Here is an 18,321-nt window from a genome sequence, read left to right as displayed (position 1 = left end):
GGGCCTGTTTGGAAATGTGCGAAACAGGCCATTTCAGTGCATCTTATACCAAGTTGCCTTGACAGGAACCTATAGCCAGTTGCTCCCCGGCGAAGGCCGGGGCCCAGTTCCGCGCTCAGAACTGGACCCCGGCGTTCGCCGGGGAACTGCCTTGTGGGGCAGCATCATCGCATTCTGGTATTACATTATATTGTAAGCACTTAACCCCGTTCGCCCTGAGCCTGTCGAAGCCTGTCCTGGGCGCCTGCCGCAGGCGGGCAGTCGAAGGGGACCCTACTTCTTTAAGAACAGAACGGGGCTTCGACAGGCTCAGCCCGAACGGATCAGGTTAAAACAGGATATAGCAAGGGCGCTTTGCCAAGTGCTCTTTATCCCGTCACTCTATTTCAGATGCGCCGCCAGCATCTGGAGCGAGGCGGCGAAATAGTCTGTCGACAGCCGGTCCGGCGCGCTGCCGCCCAATATGTTCGCCGCGATCGCCGCGCCACCGGCGGACAGGGCATAGGGGGCGACTTCGCCCGATTGCACGTCGACCCAGGCCGGGATCGGCTGGTGATTGCCGGTATAGCCCTGCCAATATTGCCGGATCGGCGCGACCAGTTCGGTCCGCCGCCCGGCCTGCGCATAGAGCGGCACGCGGATCGCGTCGAAGCCGAAGCGGGCAGGGCGCCCGGCGGCGGGCATCACGCTGTCATGGCCGGTCACGTCGATCCAGTCGGTCGGCAGCGCCAGCGGCCCGAACCGCGCCTTTTCCATCAGCGCCTCGCCATCGCCGATGATCTTGCCCCAGGCTGCGTCCCCGTCCAGATCGCGGAAGGCGTCCAGCGCGGGCCACAGATAATAGGATGGGTTCAGCGTGGCATTGGGCTCGCCATTAAAGCCGTTGAGGCCGGGCAACAGCAATTGCCGCCCGAACCGCTCGATTACCAGTCTGGACCGGATCGCTTGCCGGATCGCGCTCGATCGCTGCGCATAAGCGGGGTTGCGCCATTTGCGCGCCGCCTGCGCCAATGCCCAGGCGATGGCGATGTCACCGTCGGTGGCATTGTTGGGATCGTTCACCGGGATCGCGGCACGCGGATCATAGCGCCAGGAAAACAGCGCCATATCCTGATGCGCCAGCGTGCTTTCCGTCCATTTCCATAGCGTGTCGAATACGGGCTGATCGTCATTCCACACCGCCAGCAGCAGGCCATAGCTCTGCCCTTCGCTATGGCTGACGCCGCCATTGCCATTGTCGACCACGCGCCCGATGGGGTCCAGGAAGGACGCCTTGAAACTGGGCCAGTCGACGCCGCCGGTCACCGCCGTTTCCCTCCGCTTTTCGATCGGCCTGGCCGACCGGCTGCCGCTCTGCTTCTCCGTCCGGTTTTCGCCCCGCTTTTCCGCGCGGGCGCAGGCTGTCGCCAAAGTCAGTCCCATGCCGATCAGCAGGGTGCGCCGGTCAAACCCCATGATATAGTTCCAACGCCTCCTCCGATGCGCGCAGCACGGTGGTGCGCAGGCTGTTGCCGCTGCCCAGCACCCGGAACCAGCGATCATAGGCGCTGGTCAGCAGGGTGCGCAAGACGACCGGCCAATGCCCGCTGGCATCGGTATTCCACCCGCGCGGCAGCCCGTGATGATGCACCACTATGCCATTGCCCTGCACGTCCATCCACACCTCGCCCCAGCCCAACGCCTGCCACAGCGCATTGATCCGCGTCGTCAGCCCATGGAGGTCATGGACATCGTCCATCGCGACGATGGCCGCGAGTCGGTGGCCGACCGATGTGAAAAATCCTTCCGCCTGCGCGCTGGACGCGGTGGCGAAAATCTCCGCGCTGATCAGCGACACCAGCAGTTCGGCGTCGTCCGCGCGATCGGCCGGGGGCGCCTGCGTCGTGAATTTCGTAGCGTCTTCAATCATTGCGAGCCCCCCAGGGATTGCTTGATGCCGATCATCGACTTGAACTCGTCATAGCTGCCGAAAGTATTCTTGCTGATTTCGCCGCCGACCCGCGTGCTCGGGCTCACACGATAATAGAAGGAGCCATCGGCCGACAGGGCGAAACCGGTCTTGCTGATACTATCATAATAGGACCGCACATCGCTATTCTGTGCCTTGAGCGCGTCCAGCGCCGCCTGCGCGGTCGGATCGGTGGGATAAAGCCCCACCTGCTCCTGATAATAGCTTTGATAGCCCGGCGCCACACCCGCGCGAATTTCCATCCGGTCGTCGGTAAAGCTGTACCGGACGGGGAAGCTCACGCTGAAGAAGTTCTGCGGGCTGAAATAGCCGCCATGACCATAGGTGAAGAAGTTCTGGTTGTTGTCATAATCCTGATAATTGACGTTCACGCCGCCCGTCACCGACGAACGATCGCCGCGATAGAAGGGCAGGTAGCCGCCGACATTCGCCTGGAAACTGCGATTGTTGGGCACGTTCACGCCAGCATAGCGATTATAGGCGAAGTCGCCATAAATGCCCGCGCCGTCCCGATCATAAGAGAAGGAGACGCCGCCGCCGGTGCGCATCACCTGACCCCAGCGATCGCCCGTCACCGGATCGCGCGTGCCGGCATAGGCGACCACGCTGTCGGTCACCGGCTTGCGCTCCACCCATATGCGCGCGGTGGTATAGGGCGAGAAGCGCGGGGTGAGCGCCGCCTGCCATGTCACCTGCGTATCCTCAAAGCCCAGCGGGGTCGTGCCCAGCTCCAGCTTCAGCAGCGGCGTTTCATAGGCGGCCGACAAAGCGACGCCGGACGCATGCTGCGTCTTCGCTTGCGTCAGCGCCGATTCCTCTTCGGCGACGATGGCTTCGGCTTCGGCGGTGCCGTTGCGGCCGAAGCGCGCCAGACCCGATCCGGTCGGGCGGCCGGCATCCAGCGCCACGGCCTGCGCCTTGGCGGAGATGCGGCCATTGCCAAGCCCGGTCGACACTTGCGCGGTGCCGGTCATTTCGCGCAGCGCGCTCAGCCCGGTTTCACCCGACCGCTCGCGATAGCCGGTGTTCAGGTCCGCACGCGGCCCGGATTCGCGGGTCAGCTGGCTGATTTCGGACTGGATGCGCCCCAGCACCGGATCGCCTGCCGGGCCGCCACTCGCATCCGCATAAGCAGAAGAGCCGATATTGCCGCTCCCGCCACCGGCCATCGGGGCCGACGGCGTGCCGCCGGTGGGGAAGGGCTGGCTCGGCGCGGCATAGCCATAGCCGCTATTGGCCGGCGCGATCGGCGCCGACGTAGCGGGCAGGCGTGAACTGCCGCTCAGCGCAAAGGGATTGGCCATCGGCGCGGCCACGGCCGACGCCTGCTGGTTGCGGAACGGATTATTGCCCGAAACCGTCGTGGCGAACGGATTGGCGCTGGTCAGCGTCCCGGCCGCCCCGCTGCGGCGCGTATAGAGTTCCTGCGCGCGCTTGAGATAACGCACGGCCGCGCCATCATCGCCGCGCGCTTTCTCCATCCGCGCCGCCGCCATGTAGATTTCATAATCATTGGGATTGGCCTGCAAGGCGCGGTCCATCGTCCGCCGGGCCAGTTCCCGGTCGCCCGCCGCCCCCGCCGTTTCGATCAGGCCCATCGTGGCCCCCCGGTCGGTCGGCGACTGGGCCAGCAGCATCTGATAGGTCTGCGCCGCCTGCGCCGGCATTCCGCCCGACTGATAGAGGCGGGCCAGCGCGCCCAGCACTTCCTGATTGCCCGGCGCTGCGTTCCAGGCCGATTGCAGCAGGTCGAACGCAGCGGCATTCTGCCCCGCCAGACGCATCCGGTCGGCCTGAGACGCCGCCATCACGCCGTTCATCCGCGCCATGACCTTCTGCCCTTCGGCGGACGGCCCGGCCAGTTGCCCGGCCCGCTGGATCGCCGCCGTGGCAAAGGCGTCCCGGCCGGTCTTGGCCAGCACCCGTACGATCGGTTCATAGGCCTGCGGATCGCTGATCTCGCCCGACATCGCCTGCTGCGCCAGCGACGCAGCCCCCTCCCGGTCGCCCAGTTCGTACAGCGCATCGGCCAGGCTCGCCTGCCGCGCGGCATCCAGCCCCGGCGTCGCCGCCAGTTGCCGCACCGCCGACAAGCCTTCGGCCTGACGGCCCTGCGCACCCAGCGCCTTGGCCCGCTCGACCGCGGCATCGATCTTCAGCCCGACCGCGAAATTGCGCATCTGCTCGGTCCGCTGCATCTCCGGGATGCGCCCGATCAGCGCTTCGGCGGCAGGATCGCGACCCATCTCCGCGTTCAGCAGCGCCCCGGCATAAAGCCAGTCGGGATCGCTGGAGCTGGACAGCGACGACAGCAGCGATTCCACTTCCGAACCACGCCCCCGCGCCAGCAGGTAACGCGCAAATTCCAGCCGGATCCACGGATCATTCTGGCCCAGCAACAGGCCGGAATGGAACGCCTGTTCCGCCCCGATCTCGTCGCCATTGGCGGCGGCGGCCAGCGCCTTGGCGCGCGCCGCGCGGCTCGCCAGACGGGTGTCGTTCTGGCTGCCATTTTCCTTGGCCTGCCGATACAGGTCCGCCGCATCGGCATAGCGGCCCTGCTTTTCATAGATGCTGGCCAGCAGTTCGATCGCCGGTCCCCGCTGCGGATAGCCAGACCGCATCAATTGTTCGGCCGTGTTCTGCGCTTCGCTCAGCCGGTTCTGCGCCAGCGCCGCGCGCGCTTCGCCAAGCCCGGCAAAGAAGCGGGCGGACTGAAGCGCCTCATTCCATTGCGCGGCATTGCCCAGACGCGATGCCTGCTCCAGCCGGTCGCGCGCCTCGGCGAAATTGCCCTGCCGCAGCCGGACGAGGCCAAGCCCGCCCTGCGCATCGGCGTCGCGGCTGTTGGCGGCGACGGCGCGCTGGAAATCGCGCTCCGCCTCGGCCAGATTGCCGTCATCCAGCGCCTTGAAACCCGCCGCGCGGGACGATCCGCCACGCTGCGCCGGGGCGCTCGGCTGGACCGCGCGGGGTGCGGGCGAGGGCTGCCAGGTCCGGGCAGGCGCTGGCGTTGCAGCGGCACGAACCGGCTGCGGCGTCGGCGCGGCGGCTACCGGCTTGGGCGTTGCCGCCTTGCGCGGCGGCCCTGCCAGCGCAGCGCGGGCGGCCGCACTGTTCGGGTCCAGCGTCAGGGCGCGGCGGAAGGCCTGATTGGCCAGATCCTGCCGTCCCTTGCCCTGCCAATAGCGTCCCTGTTCCACCAGCGCCGCCACACCCGGCACTTCGGCCAGTACGGGTGTCGCCAGAGATAGGGCCGGGCCGGCGCAGCCGACCAGAAGCCACAGCTTACGCATCATGCTTCCTCCGACTCGCCCAGCCGGCGGCGTTGCTGTCGGCTGAGATAGAGATAGAGCGGACCTGTCAGGATCAGCGCCGCGAGCAGGCCACAGGCGGCCATCAGCAACGGACGCTGGCTTAGCCAGTATGCCGCCTTCATCCAGAAGGGCAGATAGCCCACCCAATAGCCCGACCCGACCGCAAAGCTGCTCATCCCGTCGCCATTGACGACCGACAGGTCGCCCTGGATCTGGGCGTTGATCCGGGTGTCGGCCATGCCGCTCACCAGTTGCGGCAGGGTGCCCGGATCATCGGCCAGCACCGCCACCACGCTGCGGCCGCGCTCGAACGGCGATTCGAAACCGGTGACGCCGCTGAAGCCCGATGTCGCGGCGAAGAATTGTGCGACCTCGTCATGGCTCGACCGTTCGAAGGGCGAGAAGAAGCCGAAGATGCGATCGACCGGGGTCGATTCCGTCACGTCCAGCCGGCCATTTTCATAGCGGACCGGGGCCCCGCCGAAAAGCTGGCCGGAACCCGCCACGCTGCTGGCGCCGATCACCAATATGTCGCGCCCGCCCAGCCGGTCCGGCTCGACCGCGTTGGACACGGTGACGGCCGTTGCGGCAGCACCAGTCGAGTCGCCGAACCGGCCCATCAGCATCAGGAAGGCTTCGACCGCGCCGGTCGACGGACGTTCGCCCATCAGCACCGTCGTCTCGCCCAGATCGGGGCGGATGGTGAAGGGATAGCCGGCACCGGCAAAGGTCGCCAGATCGGGCATGTGCAGCGCATGGTAAGCGCGGCTCAGGTCGATCTTGCTGGTCGGCCGCACCGATACGCGGACATTGTCGGGCAACGTGCCTTGGCACTTCTTCTTGTCGGCGATGATCAGATTATAGTCGAAGATCAGCTCGTTCTGGCCGAACAGATTGTAGCGCGGCAGTACGATGGACGCATTGCTGTCCTGCGAGCTGGCGCCCGTCTTGCCGATCAGCTGCTCCCACCAGCTTGCCCCGCCCAGCGGCAGGCTGCGCAGATACTGGCTGTTGATCGACACGTCGAGGCGCGACGCCCGCTTGTCCAGCCAGGGGGCGGACGGATAGCGATAGTTCATGTCCAGCGTGCCGCCCTGACGCGGCCAGAAGAACAGGTCGGGCGCCACGCGGAAGCGGGCGGACAGCGGACCGGGCGGCAGACCCATGCCCTGCAACGCATTGGCGTCCATGATCTCGCCCAGCTGCACCGCACGATCGGTGCGCAGCCAGCGCGGCGCGGCATAGCGGGCATAGGTCGGGATGCGCACCCCGTCGAAGCCCATCTTCTGCCCGCCGAACAGGCCCCGGCCACTGGCCAGTGCGGCGGCGGCCAGCTTCAGTTCCTGCCCGTTGCGGCCCATGATCACCAGCAGTTCGCCGAAATTGTCGCGCGGATTGCGGATCACGGCGGCGCTGGGGCCGGTGAAGGTCAGCGGCAGGCCGGCGATCGGCCGGTCGGGCGTGGCGAAGATGATCGCATTGCCCTGCGGGATCTGGTTGTAGACCGGCTTGAAGCTGAAGCCGCGATAGCTGGCGAGACTGCCGAACCAGGAAGAGATGCTGGCGGCCGCCTCCAGCTCGTTCGCGCGGGGCGACCCGGCGAAGATGAAGGGCAGGCGCAGCGGCAGATTGTCGCTCTTGTCAAAGAAGGGCGCGGGCAGACGGCCCAGATCAGGCTGCAACGGCAGCGTCTGGATCGTCATGTCGAACCAGGAGCGCACATTGCTGATATTGGCCCAGAGCGAGCTGTGGAACGGGTCTTCGCAATCGCGGGCATAATGGCCCACCAGACGCAGGTTCAGCTGGTTGTCGCCGGGCAGGAACAAAGCGGGATTGACCGGAATGCGGATATTCTGGCCCGCCGATTCGGATGACGGCAGGGGAATGGTGCGCACCACTTCGCCGTTCAGCATGACGACCAGTTGGCTGAGATCGCCGAGCAGCGCGGGCGACCAGGCGAAATTCAGCGTCAGCGCGGCGTCGGTCACCACCTCGTTGCGGCGCAGACCGAACGGGATGCCGATTTCGCCGCGCGTACCGGCCAGCCGGATCGGCGTCTTGAGCTGGAGATCGCGGAAGCTCAGTCGCTGGTTGCGCACGCCGCTCGCCGCCGACGCTGCGGCAGGCGCAGCGGTGGGGGCGGGCTGCGCACGGACCTGCGGCGCGTTGGCGAAGGGCAGGGCGATCAGCGCGGCGATCGCCGCCGCCTTCGCCACGGCCTTGCCGGCGCTTGCCTTGGCGGCCTCTGCCTTCGCGGCGGCGATCTGGCGCTTATGATCGCGCCGTTCCGTGCGGTTGAGGAAGAAGATGCGCTTGAGCGTGACCATGTCCACGATGATGATGTCCAGCAACGATCGGAGGGTGGATACCGGCTTGCGCGGGGCGGATGGTTCCCAGGCGTCGGCCCGGCCCAGTACGGCCCGCACCAGTTGGCGCGAAAGGGTGGTGTCCAGCGGCCGGAACCGCAGGCTGGCTTCGCCCCGGTCCAGTCGTACGGTGTCGACCGGAATGGTCAGCGTCTCGTCGCCCATGGGCAGCGAGATGTGGGAAACCTGCCGGTCGCGCATCGAAAAATCCTTGGGGATGGTGATGGCGACGCCACCCATGGAAATGTTGGTGGTGCACGCCTCGATCACATAGCCGTCCTGCATGTAGAGGGTGACCGGCAGTTGCGAATCGATGCGGATATGCTCGCGGGTCTGGCGCGTTTCGCGCGCGACGGAGACGGCCGCGATCAGGATGATCAGGCTGAATACCGCCCAGATGACGTTCAGCGTCAGCGAGTCCCCCTGAATGTTGAACAGGTGGGAAAAGAAGAACAGCTTGACGAAGCCGATGATGATCCCCGCCAGCATCAGCGCGATGCAGATCAGGTGCGGCCGCACGGTGGCGAAATCGAAATAGGTCTGGTCCAGCGTGCTGCCCTTGTCGGTCACGTTGAACTTGCCCTTGCGCGGCTGGAACAGCGTCACCACCGTCGGCTTGACCAGATGGAAGGCCAGGATGGTTTCGTAGATTTCGCCCCAGAAGGGACGGCGGTCGCCGCCCTGCGTGATCGCGCCCGACGCCATCGAACAATAAAGATGCGGCAGCGCATAGGCGAAGATCATCGATGCCGACGCATGGATGATGTTCTGGCCAAAGACGAGATAGGCGAGGGGGCTGGTCAGGAACACGATCCGCGGCAGCGGAAACTGGAAATGCAGCATCGCGTTCAGGTAGCAAAAGCGCTGCTGCCAGTTCAGGCCGCGCCCCAGCAACGGATTGTCGATGCGGAAGATCTGCGTCATGCCGCGCGCCCAGCGGATGCGCTGGCCGATATGCACGACCAGTCGCTCGGTGGCGAGGCCGGCGGACAGGCGCGCGCCGATATAGGCGGTGTTCCACCCCATGCGTTGCAGCTTCAGCGCGGTATGCGCGTCTTCCGTCACTGTCTCGCCGGCAAAACCGTTGGTCTGCATCAGCGCCTCGCGGCGGATGACTGCACAGGAACCGCAGAAGAAGGTCGCGTTCCACAGGTCGTTGCCCGACTGGACCGCGCCGTAGAAAAGGTCGCCTTCGCCCGGCAGGTCGCGCACCGTGCCCAGATTGCGCTGGGCGGGGTCCTGCGAATAGAAATGGTGCGGCGTCTGCATCAGCGCCAGTTGCGCATCGCGCTGGAACCAGCCGACCGTCATCTGGAGGAAGGCGCGCGTGGGCACATGGTCGCAATCGAAGATCGCGATCAGCGACCCGTTGGTCTTCTTCATCGCGGCGTTCAGATTGCCCGCCTTGGCGTGCAGATTGTCGCCACGGGTCAGGTAGCCGCAACCGGCCTGTCGCGCGAAGGCCTGAAATTCGGGTCGACGGCCATCGTCCAGAATGAAGACGCGGAACCGGTCGGCCGGATAGTCCATGTCCATCGCCGCGAACACGGTGTTGCGGACGATCGACAGGCTTTCATTATAGGTGGGGATATAGACGTCGACGAAGGGCCACTGGTCCGGCTCGCCCTGAATTTCCACGATCTGGCGCTTCAGAGGCCATGCCGTCTGCAGGAAGCCCAGGATCAGGATCAACCAGGCATAGCATTCGGCCAGATACAGCCCGCTGCCCAGCATGAATTCCAGGAATGTGCCGAATTCCAGCGTCGCCGTGGTGCGCCAGAACATATAGCGGGTCGACACGATGATCGACAGGATCGCCAGCGTCAGCAGCGCGCGGCGCGTGCCGATCCGGCCCAGCACGACGCCACCGGCAATGGTCAGGAACGCGAAACCCCACTGGGCCGACAGGCTCAGCGGGACGGTGACGGCCAATACCGCCAGCAGCACGGCCAGAGCAATCAGCCCCGGTCCGCTCATCCATTGCCACAGGCGGCTCATGACTGCGCCTCCGGCGTCAGCCCCAGACCACAGCGGCGTTCCACCGCGATCGCCAGCTTGGCAAGGTCGGCCAGCGCCACGCTGGCGGGCGCGAAGCGGCCGATCGGCTCGAACATCGCGGCGGCTTCATTGACGGCTTCGTCCCGGCGGACCGTCCCGATCAGCCGGTCGCCGACCAGTTCGCGCAGAAAGATGTGCGAATGGCGCGATAGCCGATGCGTGTCGTCCAGCTGGTTCAGGATGAAGGCGGTATTCTGCAATTCGATCGTCGGCGTGCCCGGCTGCACCTTGGACAGCGCGACCAGCGATCCGGGGCGCGGGTCCATCACGCAGATATGCAGCAGCGCATGGGGCAGCAGCAGGTCCTTCGTCTCCCGGTCGCCCGCCGCCAGATCCGCGATATAGAATCGGTCCCCGGCAAAGGGGGAGGCGGCGTCGGCATTCAGCCGCTTGCGAAAGCCCGGATCGCTGCCCAGCTCATGGGCCGCCAGCAATTCGACCCCGGACACCACCGTCGCTTCGCCGACATGGGTCACCATGTTGGGCAGCGGCTGCGCGGGCAACAGCCCGAAATAGAGCTTCAGCGAATCCTGGAAGGTGAAGTCGAGCGCCGTCACCTCATGCCCGCGCTCGGCCAGCGCGATGGCAAGCTGTGCGGCGATGAAGCTGGTGCCCACACCGCCCTTGGGCGAATGGCAAAGCAGAAGCGGCATGATCTCTACCCCGAATTCTTGGAGGATAGCTGGCCCAGAAAGCCGCGCAGATCGTCGCCGGGGCGGCTCGCTGCGGCAGGGCCGGGCTCGGCGTAACGCGAAAACATATCCGGACTGTCGGCCGGGCGAGCGGCGGGCGCATAGTGCTTCGCCTCGCTGGCGCGCATCGCGGCTTCCTTTTCGGCCAGCGCCGACATCGGCCTGCCGACCACCCGTTCGTCCGCCAGCAAGGCTTCGAAAATCGGCCACAGCTCCATGTCCGCAAAGGCGTCATGAAATTCGCGATAGCGAAAATCCTTTTGCCCGAGGCGTTGGAGAAGGCTGGTCGTGTCAGCGCGCATGATGGCTCCTTGAGTGGCTGGCCCACGCAATTTGCTATCCTTCAATGCCTAACAAAATTTTAAGCCTGTCTTTCGCGGCGGTCATTGATGCGGCGGCGCGGGGTCGTGATTGCGCCTTCCCATTGACGGGAAAGAAGAAAAACCGAATGTCGCGATAATATTTCACATTCGAAACGATATCGCCGGATGGCCTTCATTTCTGGATGATGGTTGATAAAGTTCAGAAAAGGCCAAGTTTTTACCCGTCTATTACAGGGGTGATTCATGCATCTGCCTGATCAGCATTGATCGGCGAATCCTGTCTTTCCAGTCGGCCGCATCATGCATTGGAGTTGTTTTGCGCGCCCATCATGGGCGATCGCTTGCCCCCATTCGCCGCTTATGAACTTTCGCAAGGATATCAATGCCCAGGCGCATGTTGTCACGGTTCGTCGCACGATAATTAGGTTCGATTAACCAATATAAAACCCTCTTCTGGTCATCATGCAGGCATGAGACAGGAACAGGCCCGATTCCATATCAAGGTCCTCTCCTCCTCGCGGATGGGGGCAGAGAGCCAGTCTGTTGCGGTACAGCGCAGGCGGGGCGAGCGCTTGTTCGTCTATCTTCCTGCCATCCTGCTGCTGTTCGTCGGCCTGATCGGGCTGGGTATCGCTTCCCTCTATGACGGGCGGGATTCGGGCTGGTATCTCGTCATCGCCGCGCCGGGGTCCACATTGGCCCAGACCGTCAACCTCGTCAGCGCGGCCGATGGTCGGCTGGTGCAGGCGGGCCGTTTCTCCAACATCGTCATCGCCGGGTCCGACCGGCCCGATTTCCCCGCCGCCCTGCGCAAAGCAGGCGCCTGGCTGGCCGTCGCAGCGCCACCGCGCGGCGGATGCCTCGACCCCTCCACACGGGAACAGAGCCTATGACCATCGAACTCGATACGTTGCGTTATCATTTCGGCCGGTTCCTCGTGCCGCTCTTCTGGGCGCATGTGCCGTTGCTCGCCACCGTCGCCCTGCTGACCGGCCATTCGCCGATCGGGGCTGCTGCGGCGGGCGCGCTGCTGGCGGGGGTCTATCATCTGATGTGGTGGCGGCAGGGGATCGCACCGGCGACCCGCTGCCTGTCCGCCATCGCGCTGGTCGGGGAACCGGCGATCCTGCTGTTCCTGCTGCGCGGCCATCCGTGGCAGATGGACATGCACATGTATTTCTTCGCCATGCTGGCGCTGACCATCGCCTGGTGCGACAAGCGCGCGATCCTGGCCGCCGCCACTGCCACCGCGGCGCATCATCTGCTGTTGCTCTATCTTCTGCCCTATGCGGTGTTTCCGGGGCAGGGTAATCTGGAACGGGTGCTGCTCCATGCCGGCATCGTCGCCTTCCAGACGGCGGTGCTGGTGTGGCTCAGCGACAAGCTGGTGGAAAGCTTCCAGCGCAACCAGCGCATGGGCGACGAGATATTGGCCAAGAATGCGGCGCTGGAGGAGCGCACCCGCGAGGCGGAGGAAGCGAATCGCGCCAAGAGCATGTTCCTGGCCAATATGAGCCATGAAATCCGCACGCCGATGAACGCCATATTGGGCTTCTGCCATCTGGTGATGCGCACCGATCTTGATCCCAAGCAGCAGGATTATGTCGGCAAGATCAATCAGGCCGGCGTGTCGCTGCTGCGCCTGATCAACGACATTCTCGATTTCTCGAAGAATGAAGCGGGCAAGCTGACGCTGGAATCCAACCCCTTCAACCTGCGCCGCGCGATCGAGAACCAGATTCATCTGGTCGCCGACAATGCCGAGGCGAAGCAGGTGAAGCTGGTGTCCCGCATTGCCCCCACCGTGCCCGACCGGCTGGTGGGGGATGAAATGCGCTTCTGTCAGGTGGTGCTCAACCTGCTGAGCAACGCCGTCAAATTCTCCGAGGAAGGCAGCGTCACGATCAGCGTTGCCCTCGTTTCCGAACAACAGGGGCAGGCCATGCTCGAACTGTCGGTGCGCGACACCGGCATCGGCATGACGCCCGAACAGCAGGCCGCTCTGTTCCATTCCTTTACGCAGGCCGACAGCTCCACCACGCGCCGCTTCGGCGGCACGGGCCTTGGCCTCGCCATCTGCCGCCAGATCGTCGAACAGATGGGCGGCAGCATCCGCGTCGACAGCCAGGTGGGCGAAGGCAGCACCTTTACCTGCCGCATCCAGATGGCGCTGGAAGACAGCTTCGTCGCGCTGGAAACGCCCTTGCCCGACCAGATCCGGCGCCTGCGTGTGCTGGCGGCGGACGATAATCCTGCCTCGCGCCAGATCATGCATGATGTGTTCGCCGGCTGGGGCATGAATGTCGATCTCGTTGCTTCGGGGCATGAGGCGCTGGCCGCGATCGACGCGGCCGATCAGGGCGGCAAACCCTATGAACTGGTGCTGCTCGACTGGAAGATGCCCGGCATGGACGGGATGCAGGTGGTCGAGGAGATGCGCGTCGCCCAATATCAGGGCGCCCGGCCCAAGACGCTGATCGTCACGGCTTATGGTGCCGACGATTTCGTGAACCATGCGCAGGATGGCGACATCGCGGCTTTCCTGACCAAGCCGGTCGTGCCCAGGACGCTGATCGACACGATCATCGACGTGTTTGCGCAGGATGATGTCGCGCCCGTCGTGACCGTCGCCCCCATGACGGATGCGCTGCCGATGGTGGCGGAGCCGTTGCGCGGCCTGCATGTCCTGCTGGTCGAGGATAATGAGATCAACCGCGAAATCGCGACCGAATTGCTGTGCGACGCCGGGCTGCTGGTCGATTGCGCCGAAAATGGCCGCATCGCCTGCGACATGATGCGCGACCATGGCGCCCGCTATGCCGCCGTCCTGATGGACGTGCAGATGCCCGAAATGGACGGCGTCACCGCGACGAAGATCATCCGCGAAAGCTGGTCGGCCGACCGCCTGCCGATCATCGCCATGACCGCCCATGCCTATGAGGAGGAAAAGCAGCGCTGCCTGTCCGCCGGCATGAACGACCATGTGGCCAAGCCGGTCGATCCGGCTGGGCTGGTGCGCACGCTCAATCACTGGCTGAAACCGGTCGCTGCCGCTGCGCCCGCGCCGCAGCCAGTCGCCCAGGTCAAAGTGCCCGACGGCGCCTTGCCCGACAGCCTGCCGCCCTTCGACATTCAGGGCGCGCTGCTGCGGGTCAATGGGAAGGCGACATTGCTGCGCAAGCTGATCGTGACCTTTGGCAGCACCTATGCCGATGTCGCCGGGGAATTGCGGGTGCTGATCGGCACCGGCATGCTGCCGGACGCGCGGCGGCTGGCGCACAGCCTGAAGGGCGTGGCCGGGTCGCTGGAACTGCCGCAGGTTCAGGCGATCGCCGCCGATATCGAACGCATGCTGGCGGGCGGGGAAGTCGATCAGGCGCGCGGTGCGATCGCCGAACTGGACAGCAGCATCGCGCCTGCCATCGTCGCGGCGCGCAGCCTGACCGGCGGGGGGCAGGCGACGAGCGTCGTCACGATCGCGCCGGCCGATACCGCCGCGATCGATGCGACCCGCAATGAATTGCGCGATCTGCTGCGCCGCCGCAGCCTGGGCGCGCGCGCCAGCTTCGGCCGCTTCGCCGATGCACTGGGCCTGCCCAATGATCAGCGCGCCAGCCACCCTGTGCAGCAGGCGCTGGACAAACTGGATTATGAAGCCGCGCTGGCGCTGATCGATGGCGAAAGCATCCGGCCCGAAGAACGAACGGGGGTGATTTCATGAGCAAGGGCACGATCCTCATCGTCGACGATGAAATCTCGAATATCGAGATCATGAACGCGGTGCTGGAAGATGATTATGAAGTCTGCTTCGCCACCTCCGGGCAACAGGCGCTGGATGCGGCGCGCACGGCCCAGCCCGACCTGATCCTGCTCGACGTGCTGATGCCCGGCATTGACGGTTTCGAAGTTTGCCGACGGATCAAGGCCGACCCGCTGATGGTCGATATCCCGGTCATCTTCACCACAGGTCTGGGTGATACGGAAGATGAGATGCGCGGCCTTTCGCTCGGCGCGATCGACTATGTCACAAAGCCGATCCAGCCGGCCATATTGCGGGCGCGCGTGGGCAATCATGTGGAATTGAAGCGCCTGCGCGATCAGCTGGCGACGCTGGCCGTCACCGATGCGCTGACCGGCCTCAGCAATCGCCGCCACCTCGAACGCGCGCTCCAGACCGAAAGCGCCCGGCTGGCCCGTTCGGAAGACTGGCTGTCGGTCATCATGCTCGACATCGATTTCTTCAAACAGTTCAACGACACTTATGGCCATCCGGCGGGCGACCGCTGCATCATGATGGTCGCCGCCGCCCTGACCCGCGCGGTCAAGCGCGCGACCGATCTGCCCGCCCGCTATGGTGGGGAGGAGTTTGCCTGTATCCTGCCGGGCACCGATCGGCACGGGGCGGAGCTGGTGGCGCAGGAAATCCTGCTCCAGATCCAGTCGCTCAACATCCCGCATGAACAGTCGCGGGTCAGCCCCTTCATCACCGTCAGCATCGGCGTCGCCAGCGCCCGCTGCCTGCCCGGCATGTCGGCGGAAAACTGGATTTCCGAAGCGGATCGCCAGCTTTATATCAGCAAGCAGGAAGGCCGAAACCGGATCACCATGAGCGAATTTGATCAGCGGGAGGCATATTGTCGCACCTGACCGGCGTCGTTTCCTATCCTATGCGGCTTGGTCCTGATAATATGGCGACCGGCCTGTGATGCGGCTGGTCGTGCGGTGTAGGATATATAATTTCCGTCACGCGACATATCATGTCGAAACGTGCGGGACATATGCGAAGTTAAGCGCGGCATTTCCTATTTCCGGAACAACCCTGACACGCCGAACCGCGCCAATCCCGCGCCGAACGCGCATTTGGGGCGAGACGACTCAGCCATATTACGATAGGATGACATCCATCGCCCGCGGGAGGGCGAGCGGCAGAGCGTAAGCCTGGGGAGCGTCACTGTGCGTCCATGCGTTTTTCTTGAAAAACGCCAGGATTAAAAAGCACGGATTGACGGTCAAAACGTCCCCTCAAAGCCGCGACACGGGCCAGCCATGCACCCATGGCTGGCCCATTTCGTTCCGCTTATGCTACCCTCATGCCGATGACAGACGACAGCATAGCTTCCGGCACGATCGAGGAAGGGCGCAGCCGCCGCCAGCAGATCGTGGCGATCGCCGCCCGGCTCTTCGCCCGCAAGGGCTATCGTGGCACGTCCATGCGCGACATCGGCGAACAGGCGGGCATATTGGGCGGCTCGCTCTATCACCACATCAAGTCGAAGGATGCGCTGTTCGTCGACCTGCACAACAGCGCGCTCGATCGGGCCGCGCGCCTGATCGCCATGGCCGTCAGCGCGCAGGATGATCCCTGGGCGCGGCTGGAGGCGGCCTGCTCGACCCTGCTGGACATCCAGCTTGCGCCGGATTCCCTCACCACCCCGATGATGAATGATTTCCGCGAAGTGCCCACTGCGGTGCGCGAACAATTGCTCGCCCGGCGCGACCGGTTCGAGGATCAGTTTCGCGCCCTGGTCGCGGACCTGCCGCTGCCGCCCTCCATCGACCGCTCCCTCTATCGCAACCTGCTCCTGACCCAGCTTAATTCCGCGGCGGAATGGTATCGCCCTGGCCGTCTGACCCCGGCGCAGGTGGCGGCGCAGATCATGGCTATCTTCCGACACGAATAAACCATTCAGTTTGAACAAGCCCCGTTCGTCCTGAGCTTGTCGAAGGACGCGCGCAACGCCCTCCAACAACGCTCGCACCCTGTCGACCATCCCCTCAATTGACTGTAACAGGTGTTTGGTGTAGAAAAAACATACAGACCAGGAGAGGATTGCCATGTTCAGCTATGTGCCGCCGATCGACGATTATCGCTTCCTGCTGACGCAGGTTCTCGGCTTCGACGGGGCGATGGCGGATATCGGCAAGGATGTGGATGCGGACCTCGCGGCGGCGGTGCTGGAAGAGGCCGGCCGCATGTGCGCCGAACGGCTCCACCCGCTCAATCGCCATGGCGATGAGGAAGGCAGCCGACTGGTCGACGGCGCGGTGCAGACCCCGACCGGCTTTGCGGAGGCATGGCGCGATTTCGCGCAGGCGGGCTGGACGTCGCTATCGGCCGATCCGGCCTATGGCGGGCAGGGCCTGCCCTTCATCCTGCAACTCTGGCTGGACGAGATGCTGTCCGCCACCAACCTGTCCTTCGGCCTGTTCCCCGGCCTGACGCGCGGCGCCTGCGAAGCGATCATGGCCCATGCCAGCGAGGATCTGAAGGCGACCTGGTTGCCGCCGATGGTCAGCGGCGAATGGACCGGCGCCATGGCCCTGACGGAAAGCAGCGCAGGCACCGATCTGGCCCTGCTCAAGACCAAGGCCGTGCCCAATGACGAAGGCAGCTACGCTGTCACCGGGACCAAGATTTTCATTTCGTCGGGCGATCATGATTTCGGCGGCAATATCATTCACCTCGTCCTCGCGCGCCTGCCCGATGCTCCGGCCGGGGTGAAGGGCATCAGCCTGTTCCTCGTCCCCAAATATCTGCTAGACGCCGACGGCGCCTTCACCCTGCGCAACGGCATGTCGGTGGGGTCGCTGGAAAAGAAGATGGGCATCCATGCGCAGCCGACTTGCGTGATGCATTATGACGGCGCGACCGGATGGCTGGTGGGCGAAGCGCATCGGGGCCTCGCCGCCATGTTCACCATGATGAATGCCGAACGGCTGATGGTCGGCATTCAGGGGCTGGGCGTGGCTGGCGGCGCCTATCAGCAGGCGGTCGGCTATGCGCGCGACCGGTTGCAGGGGCGCAGCGCCGATGGCGCAAGCGGGCCGGTGGCGATCATCGACCATGCCGATGTGCGCCGCATGCTGCTCGACATTCGCGCCTTTGTGGAAGCGGGGCGGGCGCTGGCCGGCTGGACCGCGCTGCAACTCGACCGCGCCCATGCCCATCCCGATGCGGCGGAGCGGGCGAAGGCCGATGCGCTGGTGGCGTTACTGACCCCGGTCGTAAAGGCCGCCTTCACTGATTTCGGCTTCGAAAGCGCGGTGCGCGCGCAGCAGGTGTTCGGCGGCCATGGCTACATTCGCGAATGGGGCATGGAACAATATGTCCGCGACGCCCGCATCGCCCAGATTTACGAGGGCACCAACGGCGTGCAGGCGATGGATCTGGTCGGGCGCAAGCTGCCCATGGCCGGTGGCGCCGTAGTGGAGAGCTTTTTCGACCTGATCGCCGCCGATCTGGACGATGGCGCTATCGGTGGCCGCACGAAGGATGCGCTAACCCTGCTGCGCGACGTCACGACGGGCCTGCGCGGCGCGGATGTCGATGCGTCGGGCGCTGTCGCGGTCGATTATCTGCGCCTGTTCGCGCTGGTCGCCATGGGCTGGATTTGGACCCGCATGGCCGCCGCCGCCACGGACGACACGCCGCTGCACAGCGCCAAGCGCAGCGTCGCCGCCTATTTCGCCGAGCGGATATTGCCGCAGGCAAAGGGGCTGGCCGACAGCATCGCGGCCGGCAAGGCCACCACCATGGCGCTGGAAGCCGACGCTTTCTGATGCCTCATCAGGTGCGGCCTTGAAAATGCGCTTTTC

Annotated in this window: 11 protein-coding genes; 5 read left to right on the top strand and 6 right to left on the bottom strand. The window is 64.8% G+C overall.

Annotated features, from left to right (window positions below; all coding sequences use genetic code 11):
• Window positions 1-381 precede the first annotated feature (381 nt).
• From BMX92_RS12165 to BMX92_RS12140, 6 genes are read right to left on the bottom strand one after another with little or no spacing between them, the layout of a single operon-like run.
• Window positions 382-1,455, bottom strand: a complete 1,074-nt coding sequence (locus BMX92_RS12165) for a glycosyl hydrolase family 8 (protein ID WP_093016795.1) — start codon at window positions 1,453-1,455, stop codon at window positions 382-384.
• Complete coding sequence (gene bcsD / locus BMX92_RS12160) at window positions 1,445-1,909, bottom strand: cellulose biosynthesis protein BcsD (RefSeq protein ID WP_093016793.1); 465 nt, start codon at window positions 1,907-1,909, stop codon at window positions 1,445-1,447. Before bcsD ends, BMX92_RS12165 begins: the two co-directional genes overlap by 11 nt.
• A complete protein-coding gene (locus tag BMX92_RS12155; protein ID WP_093016791.1) occupies window positions 1,906-5,268 on the bottom strand; it encodes a cellulose biosynthesis protein BcsC in 3,363 nt (1,120 codons plus the stop codon). Before BMX92_RS12155 ends, bcsD begins: the two co-directional genes overlap by 4 nt.
• Window positions 5,265-9,650: a UDP-forming cellulose synthase catalytic subunit gene (bcsA, locus tag BMX92_RS12150; protein WP_093016789.1), complete on the bottom strand. Its 4,386-nt coding sequence runs from the start codon at window positions 9,648-9,650 to the stop codon at window positions 5,265-5,267. The genes BMX92_RS12155 and bcsA overlap by 4 nt, the downstream gene beginning before the upstream one ends.
• Entirely contained in the window at window positions 9,647-10,363 is a 717-nt protein-coding gene (locus BMX92_RS12145; protein WP_093016787.1) for a cellulose synthase operon protein YhjQ/BcsQ, read from the bottom strand. The genes bcsA and BMX92_RS12145 overlap by 4 nt, the downstream gene beginning before the upstream one ends.
• 5 nt (window positions 10,364-10,368) lie before the next feature.
• A complete protein-coding gene (locus BMX92_RS12140) occupies window positions 10,369-10,704 on the bottom strand; it encodes a hypothetical protein (RefSeq protein WP_093016785.1) in 336 nt (111 codons plus the stop codon).
• 491 nt (window positions 10,705-11,195) lie between these two features.
• Between BMX92_RS12140 and BMX92_RS12135 the strand changes: the two genes are divergently transcribed.
• The 5 genes from BMX92_RS12135 (at window position 11,196) to BMX92_RS12115 (ending at window position 18,285) form a co-directional block, all read left to right on the top strand.
• Entirely contained in the window at window positions 11,196-11,618 is a 423-nt protein-coding gene (locus tag BMX92_RS12135) for a hypothetical protein (RefSeq protein ID WP_143066783.1), read from the top strand.
• Entirely contained in the window at window positions 11,615-14,446 is a 2,832-nt protein-coding gene (locus BMX92_RS12130) for a response regulator (RefSeq protein WP_093016781.1), read from the top strand. The genes BMX92_RS12135 and BMX92_RS12130 overlap by 4 nt, the downstream gene beginning before the upstream one ends.
• Window positions 14,443-15,372, top strand: a complete 930-nt coding sequence (locus BMX92_RS12125; protein ID WP_093016779.1) for a diguanylate cyclase — start codon at window positions 14,443-14,445, stop codon at window positions 15,370-15,372. Before BMX92_RS12130 ends, BMX92_RS12125 begins: the two co-directional genes overlap by 4 nt.
• 449 nt (window positions 15,373-15,821) lie before the next feature.
• Entirely contained in the window at window positions 15,822-16,406 is a 585-nt protein-coding gene (locus BMX92_RS12120; RefSeq protein WP_093016992.1) for a TetR/AcrR family transcriptional regulator, read from the top strand.
• A gap of 154 nt (window positions 16,407-16,560) precedes the next feature.
• Window positions 16,561-18,285 carry an acyl-CoA dehydrogenase family protein gene (locus BMX92_RS12115; RefSeq protein ID WP_093016777.1) on the top strand — a complete coding sequence of 575 codons (1,725 nt, stop codon included), beginning with the start codon at window positions 16,561-16,563 and terminating at the stop codon, window positions 18,283-18,285.
• Window positions 18,286-18,321 lie beyond the last annotated feature (36 nt).

Origin of the sequence: Sphingobium sp. YR768 (genome assembly GCF_900111125.1) — a bacterium.
In the GTDB taxonomy this organism is placed as follows: domain Bacteria; phylum Pseudomonadota; class Alphaproteobacteria; order Sphingomonadales; family Sphingomonadaceae; genus Sphingobium.
The sequence above is the reverse complement of the archived record's forward strand: the minus strand, read 5'-3'. Positions and strand labels throughout refer to the sequence as shown.

What these genes read in the sequence shown, in the direction of transcription:
- BMX92_RS12130 (WP_093016781.1), top strand. Translation starts at nt 11,615, where the DNA reads ATGACCATCGAACTCGATACGTTGCGTTATCATTTCGGCCGGTTCCTC.
- bcsD (WP_093016793.1), bottom strand. Translation starts at nt 1,909, where the DNA reads ATGATTGAAGACGCTACGAAATTCACGACGCAGGCGCCCCCGGCCGAT.
- BMX92_RS12135 (WP_143066783.1), top strand. Translation starts at nt 11,196, where the DNA reads ATGAGACAGGAACAGGCCCGATTCCATATCAAGGTCCTCTCCTCCTCG.
- BMX92_RS12140 (WP_093016785.1), bottom strand. Translation starts at nt 10,704, where the DNA reads ATGCGCGCTGACACGACCAGCCTTCTCCAACGCCTCGGGCAAAAGGAT.
- BMX92_RS12145 (WP_093016787.1), bottom strand. Translation starts at nt 10,363, where the DNA reads ATGCCGCTTCTGCTTTGCCATTCGCCCAAGGGCGGTGTGGGCACCAGC.
- BMX92_RS12125 (WP_093016779.1), top strand. Translation starts at nt 14,443, where the DNA reads ATGAGCAAGGGCACGATCCTCATCGTCGACGATGAAATCTCGAATATC.
- BMX92_RS12155 (WP_093016791.1), bottom strand. Translation starts at nt 5,268, where the DNA reads ATGATGCGTAAGCTGTGGCTTCTGGTCGGCTGCGCCGGCCCGGCCCTA.
- BMX92_RS12120 (WP_093016992.1), top strand. Translation starts at nt 15,822, where the DNA reads ATGACAGACGACAGCATAGCTTCCGGCACGATCGAGGAAGGGCGCAGC.
- BMX92_RS12115 (WP_093016777.1), top strand. Translation starts at nt 16,561, where the DNA reads ATGTTCAGCTATGTGCCGCCGATCGACGATTATCGCTTCCTGCTGACG.
- BMX92_RS12165 (WP_093016795.1), bottom strand. Translation starts at nt 1,455, where the DNA reads ATGGGGTTTGACCGGCGCACCCTGCTGATCGGCATGGGACTGACTTTG.
- bcsA (WP_093016789.1), bottom strand. Translation starts at nt 9,650, where the DNA reads ATGAGCCGCCTGTGGCAATGGATGAGCGGACCGGGGCTGATTGCTCTG.